This is a genomic window from Pseudomonas sp. S34, assembly GCF_009866745.1.
GTDB lineage: Bacteria > Pseudomonadota > Gammaproteobacteria > Pseudomonadales > Pseudomonadaceae > Aquipseudomonas > Aquipseudomonas jessenii.
Window position 1 is genome coordinate 5,206,180 of sequence record NZ_CP019398.1, and the last position, 16,455, is coordinate 5,222,634.

Genomic DNA, 16,455 nt, shown 5'->3' on the forward strand with positions numbered 1-16,455 from the left:
ACCCCGGCCAGTGCTTGGGTACAATTCCACGCTAATTTGATCGAGTATCAGGAACGCTTACATGATCGCTTGCCTGCGGCTGTTATCTGCCCTCTGCCTCGCTGCCTTGCTGACGGCTTGCGCCAGCTCGCCCTCCTCCAGCCTTGGCGAGCTTCCACGGACACCGGACGCCAGTATCGAGCAACTGCTTGAGAAGGCCTCCCAAAGCAAATCACCGGAAGATGCCGCCCTGCTGCGCCTGAGCGCCGCCGACCTGGCTTATCGCCAGGGCAATGCCGGCCAATCCGCGCAAATCCTGCAACAGGTTCCTGTCGAACAGCTCAAGCCGGGGCCACAGGTTTTCGCCAACACCCTGGCGGCGGAACTGGCCATGACGCGCAATCAGCCCAAGGCCGCGCTGGCCGCCTTGAGCCATCCGAGCCTGCAATACTTGAGCGAACTGCCCGAGGAACAACAGGTCCGCACCGGCACCATCCACGCCCGCGCACTTGAAGCCGATGGCCAGACCCTTGCCGCCGCTCGCCAGCGCATTTTCATCGCCCCGATGCTCGAAGGCGAAGCCGCGAGCAAAAACCACGAAGCCATCTGGACCCTGATCGCTTCGCTGCCGACCAATCAGTTGCAGCCAAGTGCCACCGACGATCTCGGCGGCTGGATGGCCCTGGCACTGGCAGTGAAATCCGCCGGCACCCTGGAGCAGCAACAGGCCGCCATCGACAACTGGCGCGCGCAGAATCCGAAGCACCCGGCAGCCATTCAATTGCCGCAGCCACTGACCCAACTCAAGGAACTGGCCAGCCAGCCCCTGAACAAGATCGCCCTGCTGCTGCCTCAGGACGGCCAACTGGCGGCGGTTGGCAAAGCGCTGCGCGACGGCTTCATGGCCGCTCACTACCAGGCCCAACAGGCCGGGCAGAAACCACCCGCCATCGAGTTTTATGACAGCTCGCGCCTGACTTCCATGGACGAGTTCTACCGCAAGGCCCAGGCCGATGGCGTGCAACTGGTCGTCGGCCCGCTGGAGAAGCCACTGGTCAAACAGCTGAGCACTCGCCCGCAGTTGCCGATCACCACCCTGGCACTGAATTACAGCGAGGGCGATCAAGGCCCGGCGCAGCTGTTCCAGTTCGGCCTTGCCGCTGAAGACGAAGCCCGCGAAGTGTCGCGCCGCGCTCGCGCCGACGGCCTGCATCGCGCAGCCATCATGGTGCCGAAAGGTGAATGGGGCGACCGCGTGCTCAAGGCGTTCAGCCAGGATTGGCAAGCCAATGGCGGCACCATCGTCGCCACCGAACGCGTCGACCAACCGGTCCAGTTGGCCCAGCAAATTGCCGACATGTTCCAGCTGCGTCAGAGCGAAGGTCGCGCCAAGAGCTTGCAAAGCACCGTTGGCTCGCAAGTGGCTGCCCAGCCATCGCGCCGCCAGGACATCGAGTTCATTTTCCTCGCCTCTACACCGCAACAGGCCCAGCAGATCAAACCGACCCTGAACTTCCAGTACGCAGGCGATGTTCCGGTCTATGCCACCTCCCACGTGTTCAGCGCCAACGGTGACGTCAACCAGTACAACGACATGAATGGCATTCGCTTCTGCGAGACGCCATGGTTGCTGGACGCCAATGATCCACTACGCCGCCAGGTCACTGCCCAGTGGCCACAAGCCGCCGGCAGCCTGGGGCGCCTGTATGCCATGGGCGTGGACGCCTATCGTCTGGCGCCACGCCTGGGCCAGCTCAAGTCACTGCCGGACAGCCGCATCGACGGTGAATCGGGCAGCCTTGGAATGTCCCAGAGCCAGCGGGTCGTGCGCCAGTTACCATGGGCCGAGTTCGCCAATGGCCAGATTCAGCGCCTGCCGGACACCGCTCGCTGATGCCTGACAGGTCACGCCAGCAAAGCGGCAAGGATGCCGAGCGCCATGCGCTCGAGCATCTTCAACAACAGGGTCTGCGCCTGCTGGCGCAGAACTGGTTGTGTAAACGCGGCGAGCTTGATCTGGTCATGCTAGATGGCGATACAGTAGTATTCGTTGAAGTCCGTTACAGAAAAAACACTCAATGGGGTGGCGCGCCCGATAGCATCGATGAGCGCAAACGGCAAAAACTGATTTTCGCCGCGCAATATTATCTTCAGCACGAGCCGCGCTGGGCCAATTCCCCTTGCCGCTTCGACGTGATTGCCATCGACAGCCACCTCGATCAGTTGAACTGGCTACAGAATGCCTTCGACGGCTGATCGCCGGCATTGCGAACCGGACACTATCACCCAACATTTTGCTCTTTGCTTTGCGGGCTGCACATTCACGTGCCGAACAGCCGCGCTACTTAAGGTCACACAGATGGACATGCAATCCCGAATTCGCCAGCTTTTTCAGGCCAGTATCGACACCAAGCAACAGGCGATGGAAGTACTTGCACCGCACATCGAGCAAGCCAGCCAGGTCATGGTCAACGCCCTGCTCAACGAAGGCAAAATGCTTTCCTGCGGCAATGGCGGCTCTGCCGGCGATGCCCAGCACTTCTCCTCCGAGCTGCTCAATCGCTTTGAGCGCGAACGCCCAAGCCTGCCGGCCATCGCCCTTACGACCGACAGCTCGACGATCACCTCGATTGCCAACGACTACAGCTACAACGAAATCTTCTCCAAGCAGATCCGTGCGCTTGGCCAACCGGGCGATGTGTTGCTGGCTATCTCCACCAGCGGCAACTCGGCCAACATAATTCAAGCGATTCAGGCCGCACATGATCGCGAAATGATTGTCGTAGCATTGACGGGACGCGATGGCGGCGGCATGGCGTCGCTACTGTTGCCCGAGGACGTCGAGATTCGCGTACCGGCCAACGTCACCGCTCGTATTCAAGAAGTCCACCTGCTGGCGATCCATTGCCTTTGCGACTTGATCGACAGCCAATTGTTCGGGAGTGAAGAATGACCCCTAATCGCCTTGGCCTACTGGCCTTGACCCTGTGCCTCAGCATCAGCGGTTGCACCTCGGTGGTGACTGCCAGCCGTGAAGCACCGATTGAAGATGACCGCGGCACTCGCACACTGGGCAGCAAGATCGACGATTCCCTGATCGACACCAAGGTTGGCGTGAACGTCGCCAAGGCCGACCCAGCCCTGGATAAGGATTCGCATATCGTCGTCACCAGCTTCAACGGTGTCGTACTGCTCGCCGGGCAAACGCCACGCGCAGACCTCAAGGCCAAGGCCGAACAGGCTGCCGCCGCTGTCCAGCGCGTGAAAAAGGTGCACAACGAACTGCAAGTCCTGCCACCCTCCTCGTTGCTGGCACGCCAGAACGACACCTGGCTGACCACCAAGATCAAGACCCAGATGCTCGCCGATGCGAACATCCCTGGCTCGCGCATCAAGGTAGTCACTGAAAACGGCATCGTCTACTTGCTGGGCCTGCTGACCAAGCAGGAAGCGGCACAGGCGACCAACCTGGTGCAAGGGGTTTCCGGTGTGCAGAAGATCGTGAAATTGTTCGAGTACATCGACTGACCCTGCAGGAGCGAGCTTGCTCGCGAAAAACGTTTGGCGAATGCGTTCATTCAGACTGCACGCGTCATCGTTCACGCCCATCGCGAGCAGGCTCGCTCCTACATCGTTTGAAGGCGGTGGAATAAAAAAGGGTGACCCTTGCGGATCACCCTTTTTTTATTTCACCACCTTCAAACTCGGGCGACCGCTTGGACGCGGCGGCTCACTGTCGGGTGGTGGAAGATCGTCATCCGGCTCGATCTCGTCGTCCTCGCCCATGGGCGATTCCAGATCGAACACCATGCCCTGACCATTCTCCCGGGCGTAGATACCCAGGATCGAAGCAATTGGCACGTACAAGGTGTGCGGTACGCCACCAAAGCGCCCCTCGAAACTGACCGCCTCGTTATCCATGTGCAAGTGACGCACGGCTTGTGGCGATACGTTCAGGACGATCTGTCCGTCACTGGCAAACCCCTGAGGCACCTGCACCGACGGGTACTCGGAATTGACCAGCATATGCGGGGTGCAATCATTGTCCACAATCCACTCATAGAGCGCGCGGACCAGATAAGGTCGACTGGAGTTCATAACGGCTCCTTAAGCCTTAGCGCATGTCGCGTTCGACACCAGACAGACTCGCCTGGAAAGCCTCACGCGCAAACTGGCGCTCCATATAATCAAGCAGCGGCTTCGCCGGCCGCGGCAGTTCTATACCCAGAATCGGCAATCGCCAGAGTATTGGCAATAGGCAGCAATCCACCAGACTTTGTTCCTCACTGAGGAAAAACGGTTTGTCGGCAAACAGTGGCGACACACCCGTCAGGCTTTCGCGCAACTCTTTTCGAGCCACGGCACGAGCCGCTTCCTTGGTCCGCGAATCCAGAATCAGGTCCACCAGACCACACCAGTCTCGCTGAATGCGGTGCATCAGCAGGCGACTGTTGGCACGCGCCACGGGATAAACCGGCAGTAGCGGCGGGTGCGGGTAACGCTCATCCAGATATTCCATCACCACAGTCGACTCCCACAACGCCAGGTCGCGATCGACCAGCGTGGGCAAGCTGCCGTAAGGGTTCACCTCAATCAGTTTAGGTGGCTGGCGACCAGCCTCCACGTAAATGATCTCGGCGCTGACACCCTTCTCTGCCAGTACGATGCGCACTCGGTGGGAATAGTGGTCGGCGGGGTCGGAGTAACAGGCCAACCGATTGGTCACGCCCATGGCGATCCTCCTCGCTTGTAGAAATTATCGAAAGCGGAAAAACGAGCGCGCCCAGAGGGCGCCTCCCGTAACGACTGGATCACCAGTTTCGCTACATCTTCAGAGGCGCCCTTGGGCGCGCGCGATTAACAGCAATAGCTTGAAGCTTTATCAGTGCACGTCTTTCCAGTATTCGCGCTTGAGCAGGTAAGCGAAGACGAAGAAGAACGCCAGGTACAACAATACGTATGTACCGATGCGCTGATGTTGCAGCTTAACCGGGTTAGCCGAGTAAGCCAGGAAGGTTACCAGATTCTTGACCTTCTCATCGAACTGCTCTGCAGTCAGGGCACCGCTTTTCGGCACGATGGTCAATTGATCGCACGCTTCATGAGTCAGCGCCGTACCGGTCAGAGGATCATATTGCTTCTTGCCGTCTTCGACGATCTGAACCTGTTTGCAACCCACCACCTGGCGACCCTGCAAGCCGACCAGGACGTTAGGCATGCCCACGTTCGGGAAGACCTTGTTGTTCACACCCCATGGGCGCGAAGGATCTTCGTAGAACGACTTCAGGTAACCGTAGAGCCAGTCAGTGCCGCGAACACGGGCAACCAGGGTCAGGTCCGGTGGCGCTGCGCCAAACCAGGCCTTGGCGTCCGCTGGCTGCATGCCGATGCTCATGTGATCGCCGATCTTGGCGCCAGTGAACACCAGCTTCTCGAGCATCAACTCATGGGGAATGCCCAGGTCGTCGGCAACACGCTCATAGCGCTGGAACTTGGCACTGTGGCAACCCATGCAGTAGTTGGCGAAGGTACGCGCGCCGTCCTGCATGGCCGCTTTATCGGAAACGTCGATGTCGACTTTTTCCAGCTCGGGGCCACCGTGTTCAGCTGCGAAAGCAAACACTGGCAGTGCAGCAAGCATCAATACAGCAAATAGTTTTTTCATCAGCCAGTCACCCTTTCCGGAACCGGTTTGGTCTTCTCGAGCCTGGTGTAGAACGGCATCAGAATGAAGTAGGCGAAGTACAGGAAGGTACACACCTGCGACAACAGCGTACGGCCTGGAGTCGGAGCCAGAACACCCAACACACCCAGGATCACGAACGAAATGCAGAACACCCAGAGCCAGATCTTGCTCAGCCAGCCTTTGTAGCGCATCGACTTGACCGGACTGCGGTCGAGCCACGGCAGGACGAACAGCACGGCGATGGCCGCGCCCATGGCGATCACGCCCAGGAGCTTGTCCGGAACCGCACGCAAGATGGCGTAGAACGGAGTGAAGTACCAGACCGGAGCAATGTGCTCTGGGGTCTTGAAGGCGTTCGCCACTTCAAAGTTCGGCTTTTCGAGGAAGTAGCCGCCCATTTCCGGGAAGAAGAACACGATCGAGCAGAAGATGAACAGGAACACCACCACGCCGACGATATCTTTCACGGTGTAGTACGGGTGGAAGGCAATGCCGTCCAGCGGTATGCCGTTTTCGTCCTTGTGCTTCTTGATGTCCACGCCGTCCGGGTTGTTCGAACCGACTTCGTGCAACGCCAGGATGTGCAGCACCACCAGACCCAGGATAACGATCGGCAGGGCAACCACGTGCAGGGCGAAGAAGCGGTTCAGGGTAATACCGGAAATCAGGTAGTCACCACGAATCCACTGGGTCAGGTCGTTGCCGATGACCGGGATCGCACCGAACAGCGAGATGATCACCTGTGCACCCCAGTAGGACATCTGGCCCCACGGCAGCAGGTAGCCCATGAAGGCTTCGGCCATCAGCGCCAGGTAGATCAGCATGCCGAAGACCCACACCAGTTCACGCGGCTTCTGGTACGAACCGTAGAGCAGGCCACGGAACATGTGCAGATAGACCACGATGAAGAACGCCGAAGCGCCAGTGGAGTGCAGCAGACGCAGGATCGAGCCGTACTCGACGTCGCGCATGATGTATTCGACGGAAGCGAATGCCTCTTCCGCCGACGGGGTGTAGCTCATGGTCAGCCAGACACCGGTAACGATCTGGTTGACCAGAACGAGCAGCGCCAGGGAGCCAAAGAAGTAGAAGAAGTTGAAGTTCTTCGGAGCGTAATACTTGCTGAGATGGTCTTCCCACATTTTGGTGGCGGGAAAGCGCGCATCAACCCAATCCATGAACTTGCTCATCACGCTTTCTCCGTATCGACGCCAATGATAATAATTTCATCGGTCTCATAGGAATGCGGGGGAACTGGCAGGTTCAAAGGCGCAGGCTGCGACTTGTAGACGCGACCAGCCAGATCGTAGTGGGAACCGTGGCAAGGGCAGAAATAGCCGCCTACCCAGTCCTTACCCAGATCCGCAGGTGCCACTTCGGGACGGAAGGTCGGCGAGCAACCCAGGTGCGTGCAGATACCGATCAGCAGCAGGACCTCGGGCTTGATCGAACGGGTTTCCGGATCAACGTAAGTCGGTTGTGTCGAGTTCTTGGAGGCCGGGTCAGCGAGCTGGCCCTCGATCTTCTTAAGATTCCCCAGGATTTCCTGTGTACGGCGGACGATGAACACCGGCTGGCCGCGCCACTCAGCAATCATCTGCTGGCCTGGCTCGATTTTGCTGACATTCACTTTCACCGGTGCACCTGCGGCTTTCGCCTTGGCACTGGGAAACCATGACCCCACGAACGGGACCGCAGCCCCCACCGCTCCTGCAGCACCCACCACGGATGTGGCTGCTACCAAGAAGCGACGCCGGCCTGCATTCACGCCGTCATTGCTCATTCAGTCCTCTCCCATCAGCTTTGTGGCCTGTTAAATCAGGCATCTACTAAGTAAAACTATGTACTTATAAAAATTTTGCCGAATGGTAATGAAAAGCCCCAATTCTGACAAGGTAATTACCGGAACCCATCACCCCCAAGCCTTGTAGTATAGGGTGTCTGCGGATGTGGCAAGTTGTCACAGCGCAATTCTTTGATAAATCGCAGACATAAAAAAACGCCCAGCTCCGTGAGGAAACTGGGCGTTCTTTTTTGAACGTGAAAGCGAATTAACGCTTCGAGTACTGCGGACGCTTACGCGCTTTACGCAGACCGACTTTCTTACGTTCAACTTCACGAGCATCGCGGGTTACGAAGCCGGCTTTACGCAGGGCGCTGCGCAGAGTCTCGTCGTAGTCCATCAGAGCACGAGTGATGCCGTGGCGGATTGCGCCAGCCTGACCACTCACACCACCGCCGATCACGGTGACGTAGATGTCGAACTTCTCGACAGTCTCAGTCAGCTCCAGCGGCTGACGAACTACCATGCGGGCAGTTTCGCGGCCGAAGAAGTTATCCAGCGAACGGTTGTTGATGGAGATGTTACCAGTACCCGGACGCAGGAAAACGCGTGCGGTTGCGGTCTTGCGACGGCCAGTGCCGTAATTTTGAGTCGCCGACATAATGTACTATTCCGTTAAAACTTCAGTTCTTGGGGCTGCTGAGCAGTATGTGGGTGTGCAGCGCCCGCATAGACTTTCAGCTTACGGTACATGTCGCGACCCAGTGGGTTCTTAGGCAGCATGCCTTTAACCGCGGTCTCGATCACGCGCTCAGGGGCCTTGGCGATCAGCTTTTCAAAGTTGATCGACTTGATGCCGCCCGGGAAACCGGAGTGGGAGTAGTACATTTTGTCAGTGGTTTTAGCACCGGTAACACGAATCTGCTCAGCGTTGATTACGACGATGTAGTCGCCGGTGTCAACGTGAGGAGTGTACTCAGGCTTGTGCTTGCCACGCAGACGGCTCGCGATTTCGGTGGCCAGACGACCCAGGGTCTGACCAGCAGCGTCGACGACAAACCAGTCGCGCTTTACTGTTTCCGGTTTAGCAGTAAAAGTTTTCATTCTTTATAGCCTCAGGGGCCGCCCTGTAAATTAGACGGCGGATCTTACTGAATAGTGCGTACTTTGACAAGTCAAAGGCAGCCGGATACAGACGCTTTCGGGGGCTCGGGTCGGCGCGTCCGTTCAACGGCAAGATTCTTCGGCGGCGGCGCATCACTTCCACTGCAGAAAGAGGTGCGCAATTATGCAGATTGCGAAAAATAATTCAACCTGCTTTTATGATTGTTTTGCCCAAGGAGCACCCGATGGACTATCGCCAGCTAGGCCGAACCAATCTGAACGTGAGTGCCCTCTGCCTCGGGACCATGACCTGGGGCGAGCAAAACAGCGAGGCAGACGCCTTCGCCCAGATTGAGCGGGCCAAGAGTGCCGGGATCAACTTCATCGACACCGCCGAGATGTACCCGGTGCCACCCAAGGCCGAAACCTACGCCACCACCGAACGCTACATCGGCAATTATTTCAAAAGCCGCGGCGATCGCGCCGACTGGATCCTGGCCAGCAAGATCGCCGGCCCCGGCAACACCATCGACTACATCCGCGACAAAAACCTGCGCCACAACCGCCAGCACATCACCGAAGCGGTGGATGCCAGCCTCCAGCGCCTGCAAACCGATTACATCGACCTGTACCAACTGCACTGGCCGGAGCGCAGCACCAACTTCTTCGGGCAACTGGGCTACAAGCACAAGATCGAAGCCAACCTGACGCCTCTGGAGGACACCCTCGAAGCGCTGGACGAGCAGGTCCGCGCCGGCAAGATCCGCCACATCGGCCTGTCCAACGAGACGCCATGGGGCACCATGCGTTTCCTGGCCCTGGCCGAAGCCCGTGGCTGGCCGCGTGCCGTATCGATCCAGAACCCGTACAACCTGCTCAACCGCAGCTTCGAAGTCGGCCTGGCGGAAATTGCCATCCGCGAGCAATGCGGCCTGCTCGCCTATTCGCCGCTGGCGTTCGGCTTCCTGTCAGGCAAGTACGAAGGCGGCGCCCGCCCGCCAAAAGGTCGCCTGAGCCTCTACAGTCGCTTCAGCCGCTATTTCAACCCGCAGTCGGAAGCGGCATGCAGCCGTTACGTGGCCCTGGCTCGCGAGCACGGCCTTGACCCGGCGCAAATGGCCCTGGCGTTCGTGACGCAGCAGCCATTCGTGACCAGCAACATCATTGGCGCGACGACGATGGAGCAACTGGAGAGCAACATCGCCAGTTTCGACTTGAAGCTGTCGGAGGAAGTGCTGGAAGGGATCGAGACGATTCACAAGGATCATCCGAATCCTGCGCCTTGATTGATCTTTAAAACCAATCGCGGGCAAGCCCGCTCCCACAGGTTCGGTGATACCTGTGGGAGCGGGCTTGCCCGCGATGGCGTCCGCCCGGTCAGCGCAAATCAAAGCGACCGCGCAATAATCTCCTTCATGATCTCGTTCGTCCCGGCATAGATCCGCTGCACCCGTGCATCCGCCCATGCCCGCGCGATCGGGTACTCCCACATGAACCCGTAGCCACCGTGCAACTGCACACACTCGTCGAGCACCTTGCACTGCAGGTCGGTGCCCCAGTACTTGGCCATCGCCGCCGTCGGCACGTCGAGCTTGCCTTGCAGGTGCAGCTCCAGGCAGCGGTCGACGAAGACGCGGCCGATCTGGATTTCCGTGGCCATCTCCGCCAGTTTGAACCGGGTATTCTGGAAGTCGGCGATCGACTTGCCGAACGCCTTGCGCTCACGGGTGTAGTCCAGCGTCCATTGCAGCGCCGCTTCGGCTGAAGCAAGCCCGCCAATGGCCACCGTGAGGCGCTCCTGGGGCAACTCCTGCATCAGGTAGGCAAAGCCCATACCGGCCTGGCCCAGCAGGTTTTCCTTGGGCACCCGCACATCCTGGAAGAACAGCTCCGAGGTGTCCTGGGCTTTCATTCCGACCTTCTCCAGGCGCTTGCCCTTGTCGAAGCCCGGCGTATTGGCCTCCACCAGAAACAGACTCGTGCCCTTCGCGCCAGCCTTCGGATCGGTCTTGGCGACGACGATCACCAGATCGGCCAGGTAGCCGTTGGTGATAAAGGTCTTGGAGCCATTGATCACGTACTCATCGCCATCGAGCACGGCCGTGGTTTTCACCCCTTGCAGATCGGAACCGGCGCCCGGTTCAGTCATGGCGATCGCGGTAACCATCTCGCCGGACACCAGTTTCGGCAGGTATTTGTGCTTCAGCGTCTCACTGCCGTAATGCAGGATGTAGGGCGCCACGATGTCCGAGTGCAAGGAAAAACCGATGCCGGTCAGGCCAAGTCGCCCCACTTCTTCGATCACCACCGCACTGTAGAGAAAGTCCGCCCCCAGGCCGCCGTACTCTTCCGGCAAGTGCGAGCAAAGCATCCCCGCCTCCCCAGCCTTGTTCCAGAGTTTGCGGTCGATATAGCCTTGTTTTTCCCATTGCCCATGGAACGGCACCGCCTCTTTTTCGAGGAACGTCCGCACGCTGTCGCGGAAAAGCTCGTGCTCGGAACTGAACAGGGTTCTGGGGATCATGCGGCACCTTTATCTTTGTTTTTAGAAGGAGTTGACCTTCAGAGACTATGCCTCGCTTCCGATACAGGACACTGGACACATCCGACAAAAAATAAGACGATCCAGCCGTCTGGTGACCACTTCCCCCTATAAAAATAAAGTTGAATTATGTCTAACCAAGCCTCCACGCCCCTGCGGCGCGTCAGCATCCTGGCCATCGACCGGGTTTTCGCTTCCACCCTCATGCAAGCCAAGGATTTCTTCCATCTCGCCAGCCTGCGCTACGGCAAACAGCTGGGCCAGGGCCTGACACCGGCGTTCGAAACCCGCCTGGTCAGCCCCGATGGCAAGCCGGTCAACACCTTCAGCGATGTGATGATTCCGGTGGACGGCGGACTGGAAAACGCCGACATCATCGTTCTTCCCGCGTTCTGGGACGATTTCGACAACCTCAGCAAACGTTACCCGCAAATCCTGCCCTGGCTGCGCCAGCAACATGCACGCGGTGCCGTACTGTGCGGCGAGGCCACTGGTGTTTTCTGGCTGGCCGAAGCCGGGCTGCTCAATGGCAAGGAAGCGACCACTTACTGGCGCTTCTTCAATGCCTTCGCCGAACGCTTCCCCAAGGTCCAGCTCAATCAGGACAAACACCTGACCGATGCCGACAACCTGTACTGCGCCGGCGGCACCACCTCGGCATGCGACCTGTACATCTACCTGATCGAGCGCTTCTGCGGCGCCAACGTGTCCCAGGCCGTAGCCCGAGACATCCTCTATGAAGTGCAGCGCAGCTATTCACCGGGACGGATTGGATTCGGCGGGCAGAAGCTGCACCAGGACGTGATCATCCTGCAGATCCAGCACTGGCTCGAAGAACACTTCGCCGACAAGTTCCGTTTCGAGGACGTTGCCCGCGAACACGGCATGAGCATCCGCAACTTCATGCGCCGCTTTCAGACCGCCACCGGCGACAAGCCACTGCATTACCTGCAACGCCTGCGCATCGAAACCGCCAAGGGCTTGCTGTCCGGCAGCCGCAAGAGCATCAAGACCATCAGCTACGAGGTTGGCTATGACGATGCGAGCTTCTTTGCGCGGCTGTTCCGCCAGCACACGGAGTTGTCACCGAATCAGTATCGGCAGCAGTTTCAGCAGGCGGCGTAATCACAGACATACAAATGCCCCCCCCTGTGGGAGCGAGCTTGCTCGCGATAGCGGCGCATCAGTCACATCAATACTGAATGTGCCGCCGTCATCGCGAGCAAGCTCGCTCCCACACAGACTTTGTTGAGCCCAAAAGGGGTTCTTCGGTGCACAAAAAAGGCCTGCATTTGCAGGCCTTTTTTGTGCACCGAACTGTCTTACGGCTTGTGCGCCCTGGACAGGAATTCGTGGGATTGCATTTCCAGCAGTCGGCTGAGGGTACGCTGGAATTCGAAATTCAAGCGCCCGCCGGTGTAGAGATCCTTTAGCTCGACTTCAGCAGAAATGATCAGCTTCACGTTACGGTCGTAGAACTCGTCGACCATGTTGATGAAGCGTCGGGCGATGTCGTCAGTGGTGACACTCATCTGCTCGACATCGCTGAGCAGCACGGCGTGGAAGATCTTGCCCAGCTCGATGTAATCGTTCTGGCTGCGCGGGCCGTCGCACAGTTCGCGGAAGTCGAACCAGGCCACGTCATCGCAGGTGCGCAGGGCACGGATTTCGCGGTTTTCGATCATCAGCACGTCATTTTCGACCGCTGCCGTGCATTCCGGTGTCAGTGCACGGAAGCTCTTGCGCAGGCTTTCGTTGGCGGCTTCGTCGAGTGGGTAGTGGAACAGCTCGGCCTGTTCGAGGTGACGCAGACGATAGTCGACGCCGCTGTCGACGTTGACGATCTCGGTATTCTGCTTGATCAGCGCAATGGCCGGCAGGAAGCGCGCGCGTTGCAGGCCATCCTTGTACAGGCCATCCGGCACGATGTTCGAAGTCGCGACCAGGGTTACGCCGTTCTTGAACAGTTCTTCCATCAGGGTGCCAAGGATCATGGCGTCGGTGATGTCGGAAACGAAGAATTCATCGAAGCAGATGACCCGGGCTTCGGTGGCGAAGCGCTTGGCGATGATGGTCAGCGGGTTTTTCTCGCCGCCCAGGGTTTTCATCTCTTCGTGCACGCGCTTCATGAAGCGGTGGAAGTGGGTGCGGGACTTTTCCTTGAAGGGCAGCGCTTCGAAGAAGGTGTCCACCAGGTAAGTCTTGCCGCGACCTACGCCGCCCCAGAAATACAGGCCCTTGACCGGGGTCTGATCCTTCTTGCCAAACAACTTGCCCAGCAGGCCCGGCTTGTTTTGCTCGGCCGCGACCAGGTCGTCGTACAGGCGCTGCAAATGACGCACGGCAGTTTCCTGCGCGGCGTCATGGAAGAATTCCGGGCGTTTCAGATCAGCTTGATATCGTTCTAGGGGCGTCATAATTCGTTAGCAAGGCAACAAAAACGGGCCGACACTGTAGCGACGACCCCGAGGAATGGCAATCGGCCCTTGGTCGGGCCGAACCGTTGTTTATTCCTGAACCGGCGTCAGGGCAATGCGCAAGGCTTCGATGGCAGCATCACGGGCGGCGCTGTCGGCAAACGCCGGGCTGTCGGCAACGCACTCGCCTTCCAGCCAGACGCTGAAGCCCAGGTCTTCACTGCGCACGTCCAATGCCTGGCCCGCTTGCAGTTGCTTGGTCACCTGCCCGGCGGTTTTACCGTCGGCGAAGTTGCGCGACAGCAGCAGTTGTTCGCCATCCGCCGCCAGCAGACGGAAGCGGAAACTGCCGTCGTCTTCACGGAAGCTGACAAAACGTGCAGCCTTCACGGCTTTCTTCTTGGTGGTCGCCGCCACTTGAGTCTGGGCAACGAAGGAGCGCAGGCCCACCGCTTCACGCAGTTCGTTGAGGAAGGGTGTCGCTACCGCACGGGCCTTTTTCGCGCCGTGTTGCAGGATGTCCTCCAGATCCGCCGGGCGCTCGATCAGCTGGTTATAACGCTCGCGGGATTCGCCCAGTTCGTTGTCGAGCAACTGGAACAGACGATTCTTCGCCTCGCCCCAACCCAGGCCCTGCAACAGTTCGCTGCGGAACTCGTCGGCTTGCGCCGGGGTGGCAAACGCCTGGAACAGGGTGAACAGGTGCGAGTTGTCCGGATCCTTGGCTTCGCCCGGTGCGCGGGAGTCGGTGACGATCCGCGAAATCGCGTCCTTCATCTCTTTGGCACTGCTGAACAGCGGGATGGTGTTGTCGTAGCTCTTCGACATCTTGCGACCATCCAGGCCTGGCAACGTGGCGACGCTCTCTTCGATCAACGCCTCGGGCATGGTGAAGAACTCTTTGCCCTGGCCAAAAAGATGGTTGAAGCGCTGGCCGATGTCCCGCGCCATTTCCACGTGCTGGATCTGGTCACGACCGACCGGCACCTTGTGCGCATTGAACATCAGGATGTCCGCGGCCATCAGCACCGGGTAGCTGTAAAGGCCCATGGTGATGCCTGCATCCGGGTCCTCGCCGTTCTCGACGTTCTTGTCCACCGAAGCCTTGTAGGCGTGGGCGCGGTTGAGCAGGCCCTTGGCGGCGACGCAGGTCAGCAGCCAGGTCAGCTCGGGGATTTCCGGGATGTCGGACTGGCGGTAGAAGGTCACGCGGTCGACATTCAGGCCACCGGCCAGCCAGGTCGCAGCGATTTCCAGACGCGAGCGCTGGATGCGCAGCGGGTCATCGCACTTGATCAGGGCGTGGTAGTCCGCCAAAAAGTAGAACGAGTCGGCATTGCTGTCACGGCTGGCCAGGATCGCCGGGCGGATGGCACCGGCGTAGTTGCCCAGGTGCGGCGTGCCGGTGGTGGTGATGCCGGTGAGGATACGGGTACGAGTCGTCATGGGTAATCGCTTGTCAGACTGCAATCAATTCGAGAGACGCGGCAGGATCAGATCCTTGAGATCGGTCAGCTTGCCATGAAAAAAGTGTCCGCATTCTGCCACTTTCAGCAGCTCATGGGGACGTTCAAGCGTGTCGGACCATTGGTAAACCAACTGCGGATCGATCACTTCGTCGGTTTCCGGCTGGATCAGGGTCAGTTCGCCCTGCTGTGGCAGTGAGTCCTGAGCGCTCAGGCGCATGACCGCCGGTGCGACCATGAACAGATGTTTGAGCGGTTCGCCCTTCGCTTCCAGGCGTCCGCCAAGACTTGCTGCAACAAATCCACCGAAGGAGAAACCGAACAGGGTCAGTGGCAATTGCGGGTGTCTGGCGCGAAACCATTCGGCCACAGCCTGGGCATCATCGACTTCGCCGGTGCCCATATCATGTGTACCTTCACTGGCACCCACCCCGCGGTAGTTGAAACGCAAAGTAATCAAACCGGCATCACGCGCGGTGCGCTGCAGGGTCGAGACCACTTTGTTGAGCATGGTGCCGCCCTGCACCGGGTTCGGATGGCAGATCAGCGCCAGGCCACGCGCCTGCTCGTTGTCCAGGTACAGTGCTTCCAGTTGACCCACCGGGCCATCAATCACTACAGGGGTTTCACGCATAAGCAAGGAAGGAACTCCGTGACCTCGGATCAGGTCGACTCGTCTAGCAAATTGTCTGTGGCTGTCTATTGCGAGTGAATCGCGGTATACAGCGCAGGTTCGAGCCGTTAACGTAAAGCAAAGCCGTTTATAGAGGAAGGACTCGTGGAACACTCGCTCTTAGTTTGGTTGTTACCGACTCTTGCCCTGGTTGTGGGTGTCGCCATTGGGTTCCTGATCGCTCGCGTTGCACCGAACGCCGCGCCCAGCCGCACGCAGCGTCAGCTGGACGATATTCAGGAACGTTTCGACAGTTATCAGAACGAGGTGGTGACCCACTTCAACAGCACCGCGACACTGGTCAAGAAACTGACTCAGAGCTATCAGGAAGTGCAGGACCATCTCGCCGAGGGCGCCAACCGCCTGGCCCTGGACGAACAGACTCGCCAACGCCTGCTGGCTTCCCTGCACGCCGACGCGGCGCAGGCACCCCGTGAACGCCTGACGCCACCGCGCGATCAGGAGCCGCCTCGCGACTACGCACCGAAAGCCCCGAACTCGCCGGGCATGCTCGATGAGCATTATGGCCTGAAGAAGTAATCAGCTTTCGCGCCATACAAAAAGCCCCCGGACTTTCACTGGTCCGGGGGCTTTTTTGTTTCTGTCCGTTCCAGATTCCTGCTGCCTGGTCTGGCCTCTTCGCGGGCAAGCCCGCTCCCACAATGGTCGATGTCGTACACAAAATCTGCATCCAACACATGACCTGTGGGAGCGGGCTTGCCCGCGAAGGGGCCGGAACTGACGACAAAAAAGCCCACCCGATCCGTAGAAGATCGAGCGGGCTTTTCTACGCCTGGGGTTCAAT

Annotated in this window: 18 protein-coding genes; 7 read left to right on the plus strand and 11 right to left on the minus strand. The window is 58.9% G+C overall.

What is annotated here, in order from left to right; genetic code table 11:
• Positions 1 to 61: 61 nt before the first annotated feature.
• From PspS34_RS23195 to PspS34_RS23210, 4 genes are all read left to right on the plus strand, one after another.
• Complete coding sequence (locus tag PspS34_RS23195) at positions 62 to 1,873, plus strand: penicillin-binding protein activator (protein WP_102670991.1); 1,812 nt, start codon at positions 62 to 64, stop codon at positions 1,871 to 1,873.
• A complete protein-coding gene (locus tag PspS34_RS23200) occupies positions 1,873 to 2,235 on the plus strand; it encodes a YraN family protein (protein WP_154860500.1) in 363 nt (120 codons plus the stop codon). The genes PspS34_RS23195 and PspS34_RS23200 overlap by 1 nt, the downstream gene beginning before the upstream one ends.
• 103 nt (positions 2,236 to 2,338) lie before the next feature.
• The gene (locus PspS34_RS23205; RefSeq protein WP_007972584.1) at positions 2,339 to 2,932 is read left to right on the plus strand and encodes a phosphoheptose isomerase; all 594 of its coding nucleotides are present in this window, start codon (positions 2,339 to 2,341) and stop codon (positions 2,930 to 2,932) included.
• A complete protein-coding gene (locus PspS34_RS23210; protein ID WP_057713355.1) occupies positions 2,929 to 3,507 on the plus strand; it encodes a BON domain-containing protein in 579 nt (192 codons plus the stop codon). Before PspS34_RS23205 ends, PspS34_RS23210 begins: the two co-directional genes overlap by 4 nt.
• A 156-nt stretch (positions 3,508 to 3,663) precedes the next feature.
• On the opposite strand, the gene PspS34_RS23215 is transcribed toward PspS34_RS23210, so the two are convergent.
• From PspS34_RS23215 to rplM, 7 genes are all read right to left on the minus strand, one after another.
• On the minus strand, positions 3,664 to 4,077 hold the full coding sequence (locus PspS34_RS23215) for a ClpXP protease specificity-enhancing factor (RefSeq protein ID WP_007998247.1): 414 nt from the start codon (positions 4,075 to 4,077) through the stop codon (positions 3,664 to 3,666).
• 16 nt (positions 4,078 to 4,093) lie between these two features.
• On the minus strand, positions 4,094 to 4,711 hold the full coding sequence (locus PspS34_RS23220) for a glutathione S-transferase N-terminal domain-containing protein (RefSeq protein WP_007989864.1): 618 nt from the start codon (positions 4,709 to 4,711) through the stop codon (positions 4,094 to 4,096).
• Positions 4,712 to 4,861: 150 nt separating this feature from the next.
• The gene (locus tag PspS34_RS23225) at positions 4,862 to 5,644 is read right to left on the minus strand and encodes a cytochrome c1 (RefSeq protein WP_057713354.1); all 783 of its coding nucleotides are present in this window, start codon (positions 5,642 to 5,644) and stop codon (positions 4,862 to 4,864) included.
• Positions 5,644 to 6,855, minus strand: coding sequence for a cytochrome bc complex cytochrome b subunit (locus PspS34_RS23230; RefSeq protein WP_034149536.1), 1,212 nt, complete (start codon positions 6,853 to 6,855; stop codon positions 5,644 to 5,646). Before PspS34_RS23230 ends, PspS34_RS23225 begins: the two co-directional genes overlap by 1 nt.
• Positions 6,855 to 7,448: a ubiquinol-cytochrome c reductase iron-sulfur subunit gene (gene petA / locus PspS34_RS23235; protein WP_057713353.1), complete on the minus strand. Its 594-nt coding sequence runs from the start codon at positions 7,446 to 7,448 to the stop codon at positions 6,855 to 6,857. The genes PspS34_RS23230 and petA overlap by 1 nt, the downstream gene beginning before the upstream one ends.
• Before the next feature lie 268 nt (positions 7,449 to 7,716).
• Positions 7,717 to 8,109 carry a 30S ribosomal protein S9 gene (gene rpsI / locus PspS34_RS23240; protein ID WP_003228056.1) on the minus strand — a complete coding sequence of 131 codons (393 nt, stop codon included), beginning with the start codon at positions 8,107 to 8,109 and terminating at the stop codon, positions 7,717 to 7,719.
• A gap of 14 nt (positions 8,110 to 8,123) precedes the next feature.
• Positions 8,124 to 8,552, minus strand: coding sequence for a 50S ribosomal protein L13 (gene rplM, locus PspS34_RS23245; RefSeq protein ID WP_007917032.1), 429 nt, complete (start codon positions 8,550 to 8,552; stop codon positions 8,124 to 8,126).
• 245 nt (positions 8,553 to 8,797) lie between these two features.
• Between rplM and PspS34_RS23250 the strand changes: the two genes are divergently transcribed.
• Complete coding sequence (locus PspS34_RS23250; protein ID WP_154860501.1) at positions 8,798 to 9,838, plus strand: NADP(H)-dependent aldo-keto reductase; 1,041 nt, start codon at positions 8,798 to 8,800, stop codon at positions 9,836 to 9,838.
• 101 nt (positions 9,839 to 9,939) lie between these two features.
• On the opposite strand, the gene PspS34_RS23255 is transcribed toward PspS34_RS23250, so the two are convergent.
• The gene (locus PspS34_RS23255) at positions 9,940 to 11,076 is read right to left on the minus strand and encodes an acyl-CoA dehydrogenase family protein (RefSeq protein WP_150814948.1); all 1,137 of its coding nucleotides are present in this window, start codon (positions 11,074 to 11,076) and stop codon (positions 9,940 to 9,942) included.
• Positions 11,077 to 11,298: 222 nt separating this feature from the next.
• Between PspS34_RS23255 and PspS34_RS23260 the strand changes: the two genes are divergently transcribed.
• On the plus strand, positions 11,299 to 12,219 hold the full coding sequence (locus PspS34_RS23260; RefSeq protein WP_174245557.1) for a GlxA family transcriptional regulator: 921 nt from the start codon (positions 11,299 to 11,301) through the stop codon (positions 12,217 to 12,219).
• 197 nt (positions 12,220 to 12,416) lie between these two features.
• On the opposite strand, the gene zapE is transcribed toward PspS34_RS23260, so the two are convergent.
• From zapE to PspS34_RS23275, 3 genes are all read right to left on the minus strand, one after another.
• Positions 12,417 to 13,511 (minus strand): cell division protein ZapE, encoded by a 1,095-nt coding sequence (gene zapE / locus PspS34_RS23265; protein WP_103396227.1) that lies wholly within the window; start codon positions 13,509 to 13,511, stop codon positions 12,417 to 12,419.
• Between the two features lie 90 nt (positions 13,512 to 13,601).
• The gene (locus tag PspS34_RS23270) at positions 13,602 to 14,957 is read right to left on the minus strand and encodes a tryptophan--tRNA ligase (RefSeq protein WP_150814949.1); all 1,356 of its coding nucleotides are present in this window, start codon (positions 14,955 to 14,957) and stop codon (positions 13,602 to 13,604) included.
• 24 nt (positions 14,958 to 14,981) lie between these two features.
• Entirely contained in the window at positions 14,982 to 15,611 is a 630-nt protein-coding gene (locus tag PspS34_RS23275) for an alpha/beta fold hydrolase (RefSeq protein ID WP_057713348.1), read from the minus strand.
• A gap of 144 nt (positions 15,612 to 15,755) precedes the next feature.
• Here PspS34_RS23275 and PspS34_RS23280 point away from each other — a divergent pair, with 144 nt between their 5' ends.
• On the plus strand, positions 15,756 to 16,190 hold the full coding sequence (locus PspS34_RS23280; protein ID WP_008045970.1) for a DUF1043 family protein: 435 nt from the start codon (positions 15,756 to 15,758) through the stop codon (positions 16,188 to 16,190).
• The last annotated feature ends 265 nt before the right edge of the window (positions 16,191 to 16,455 follow it).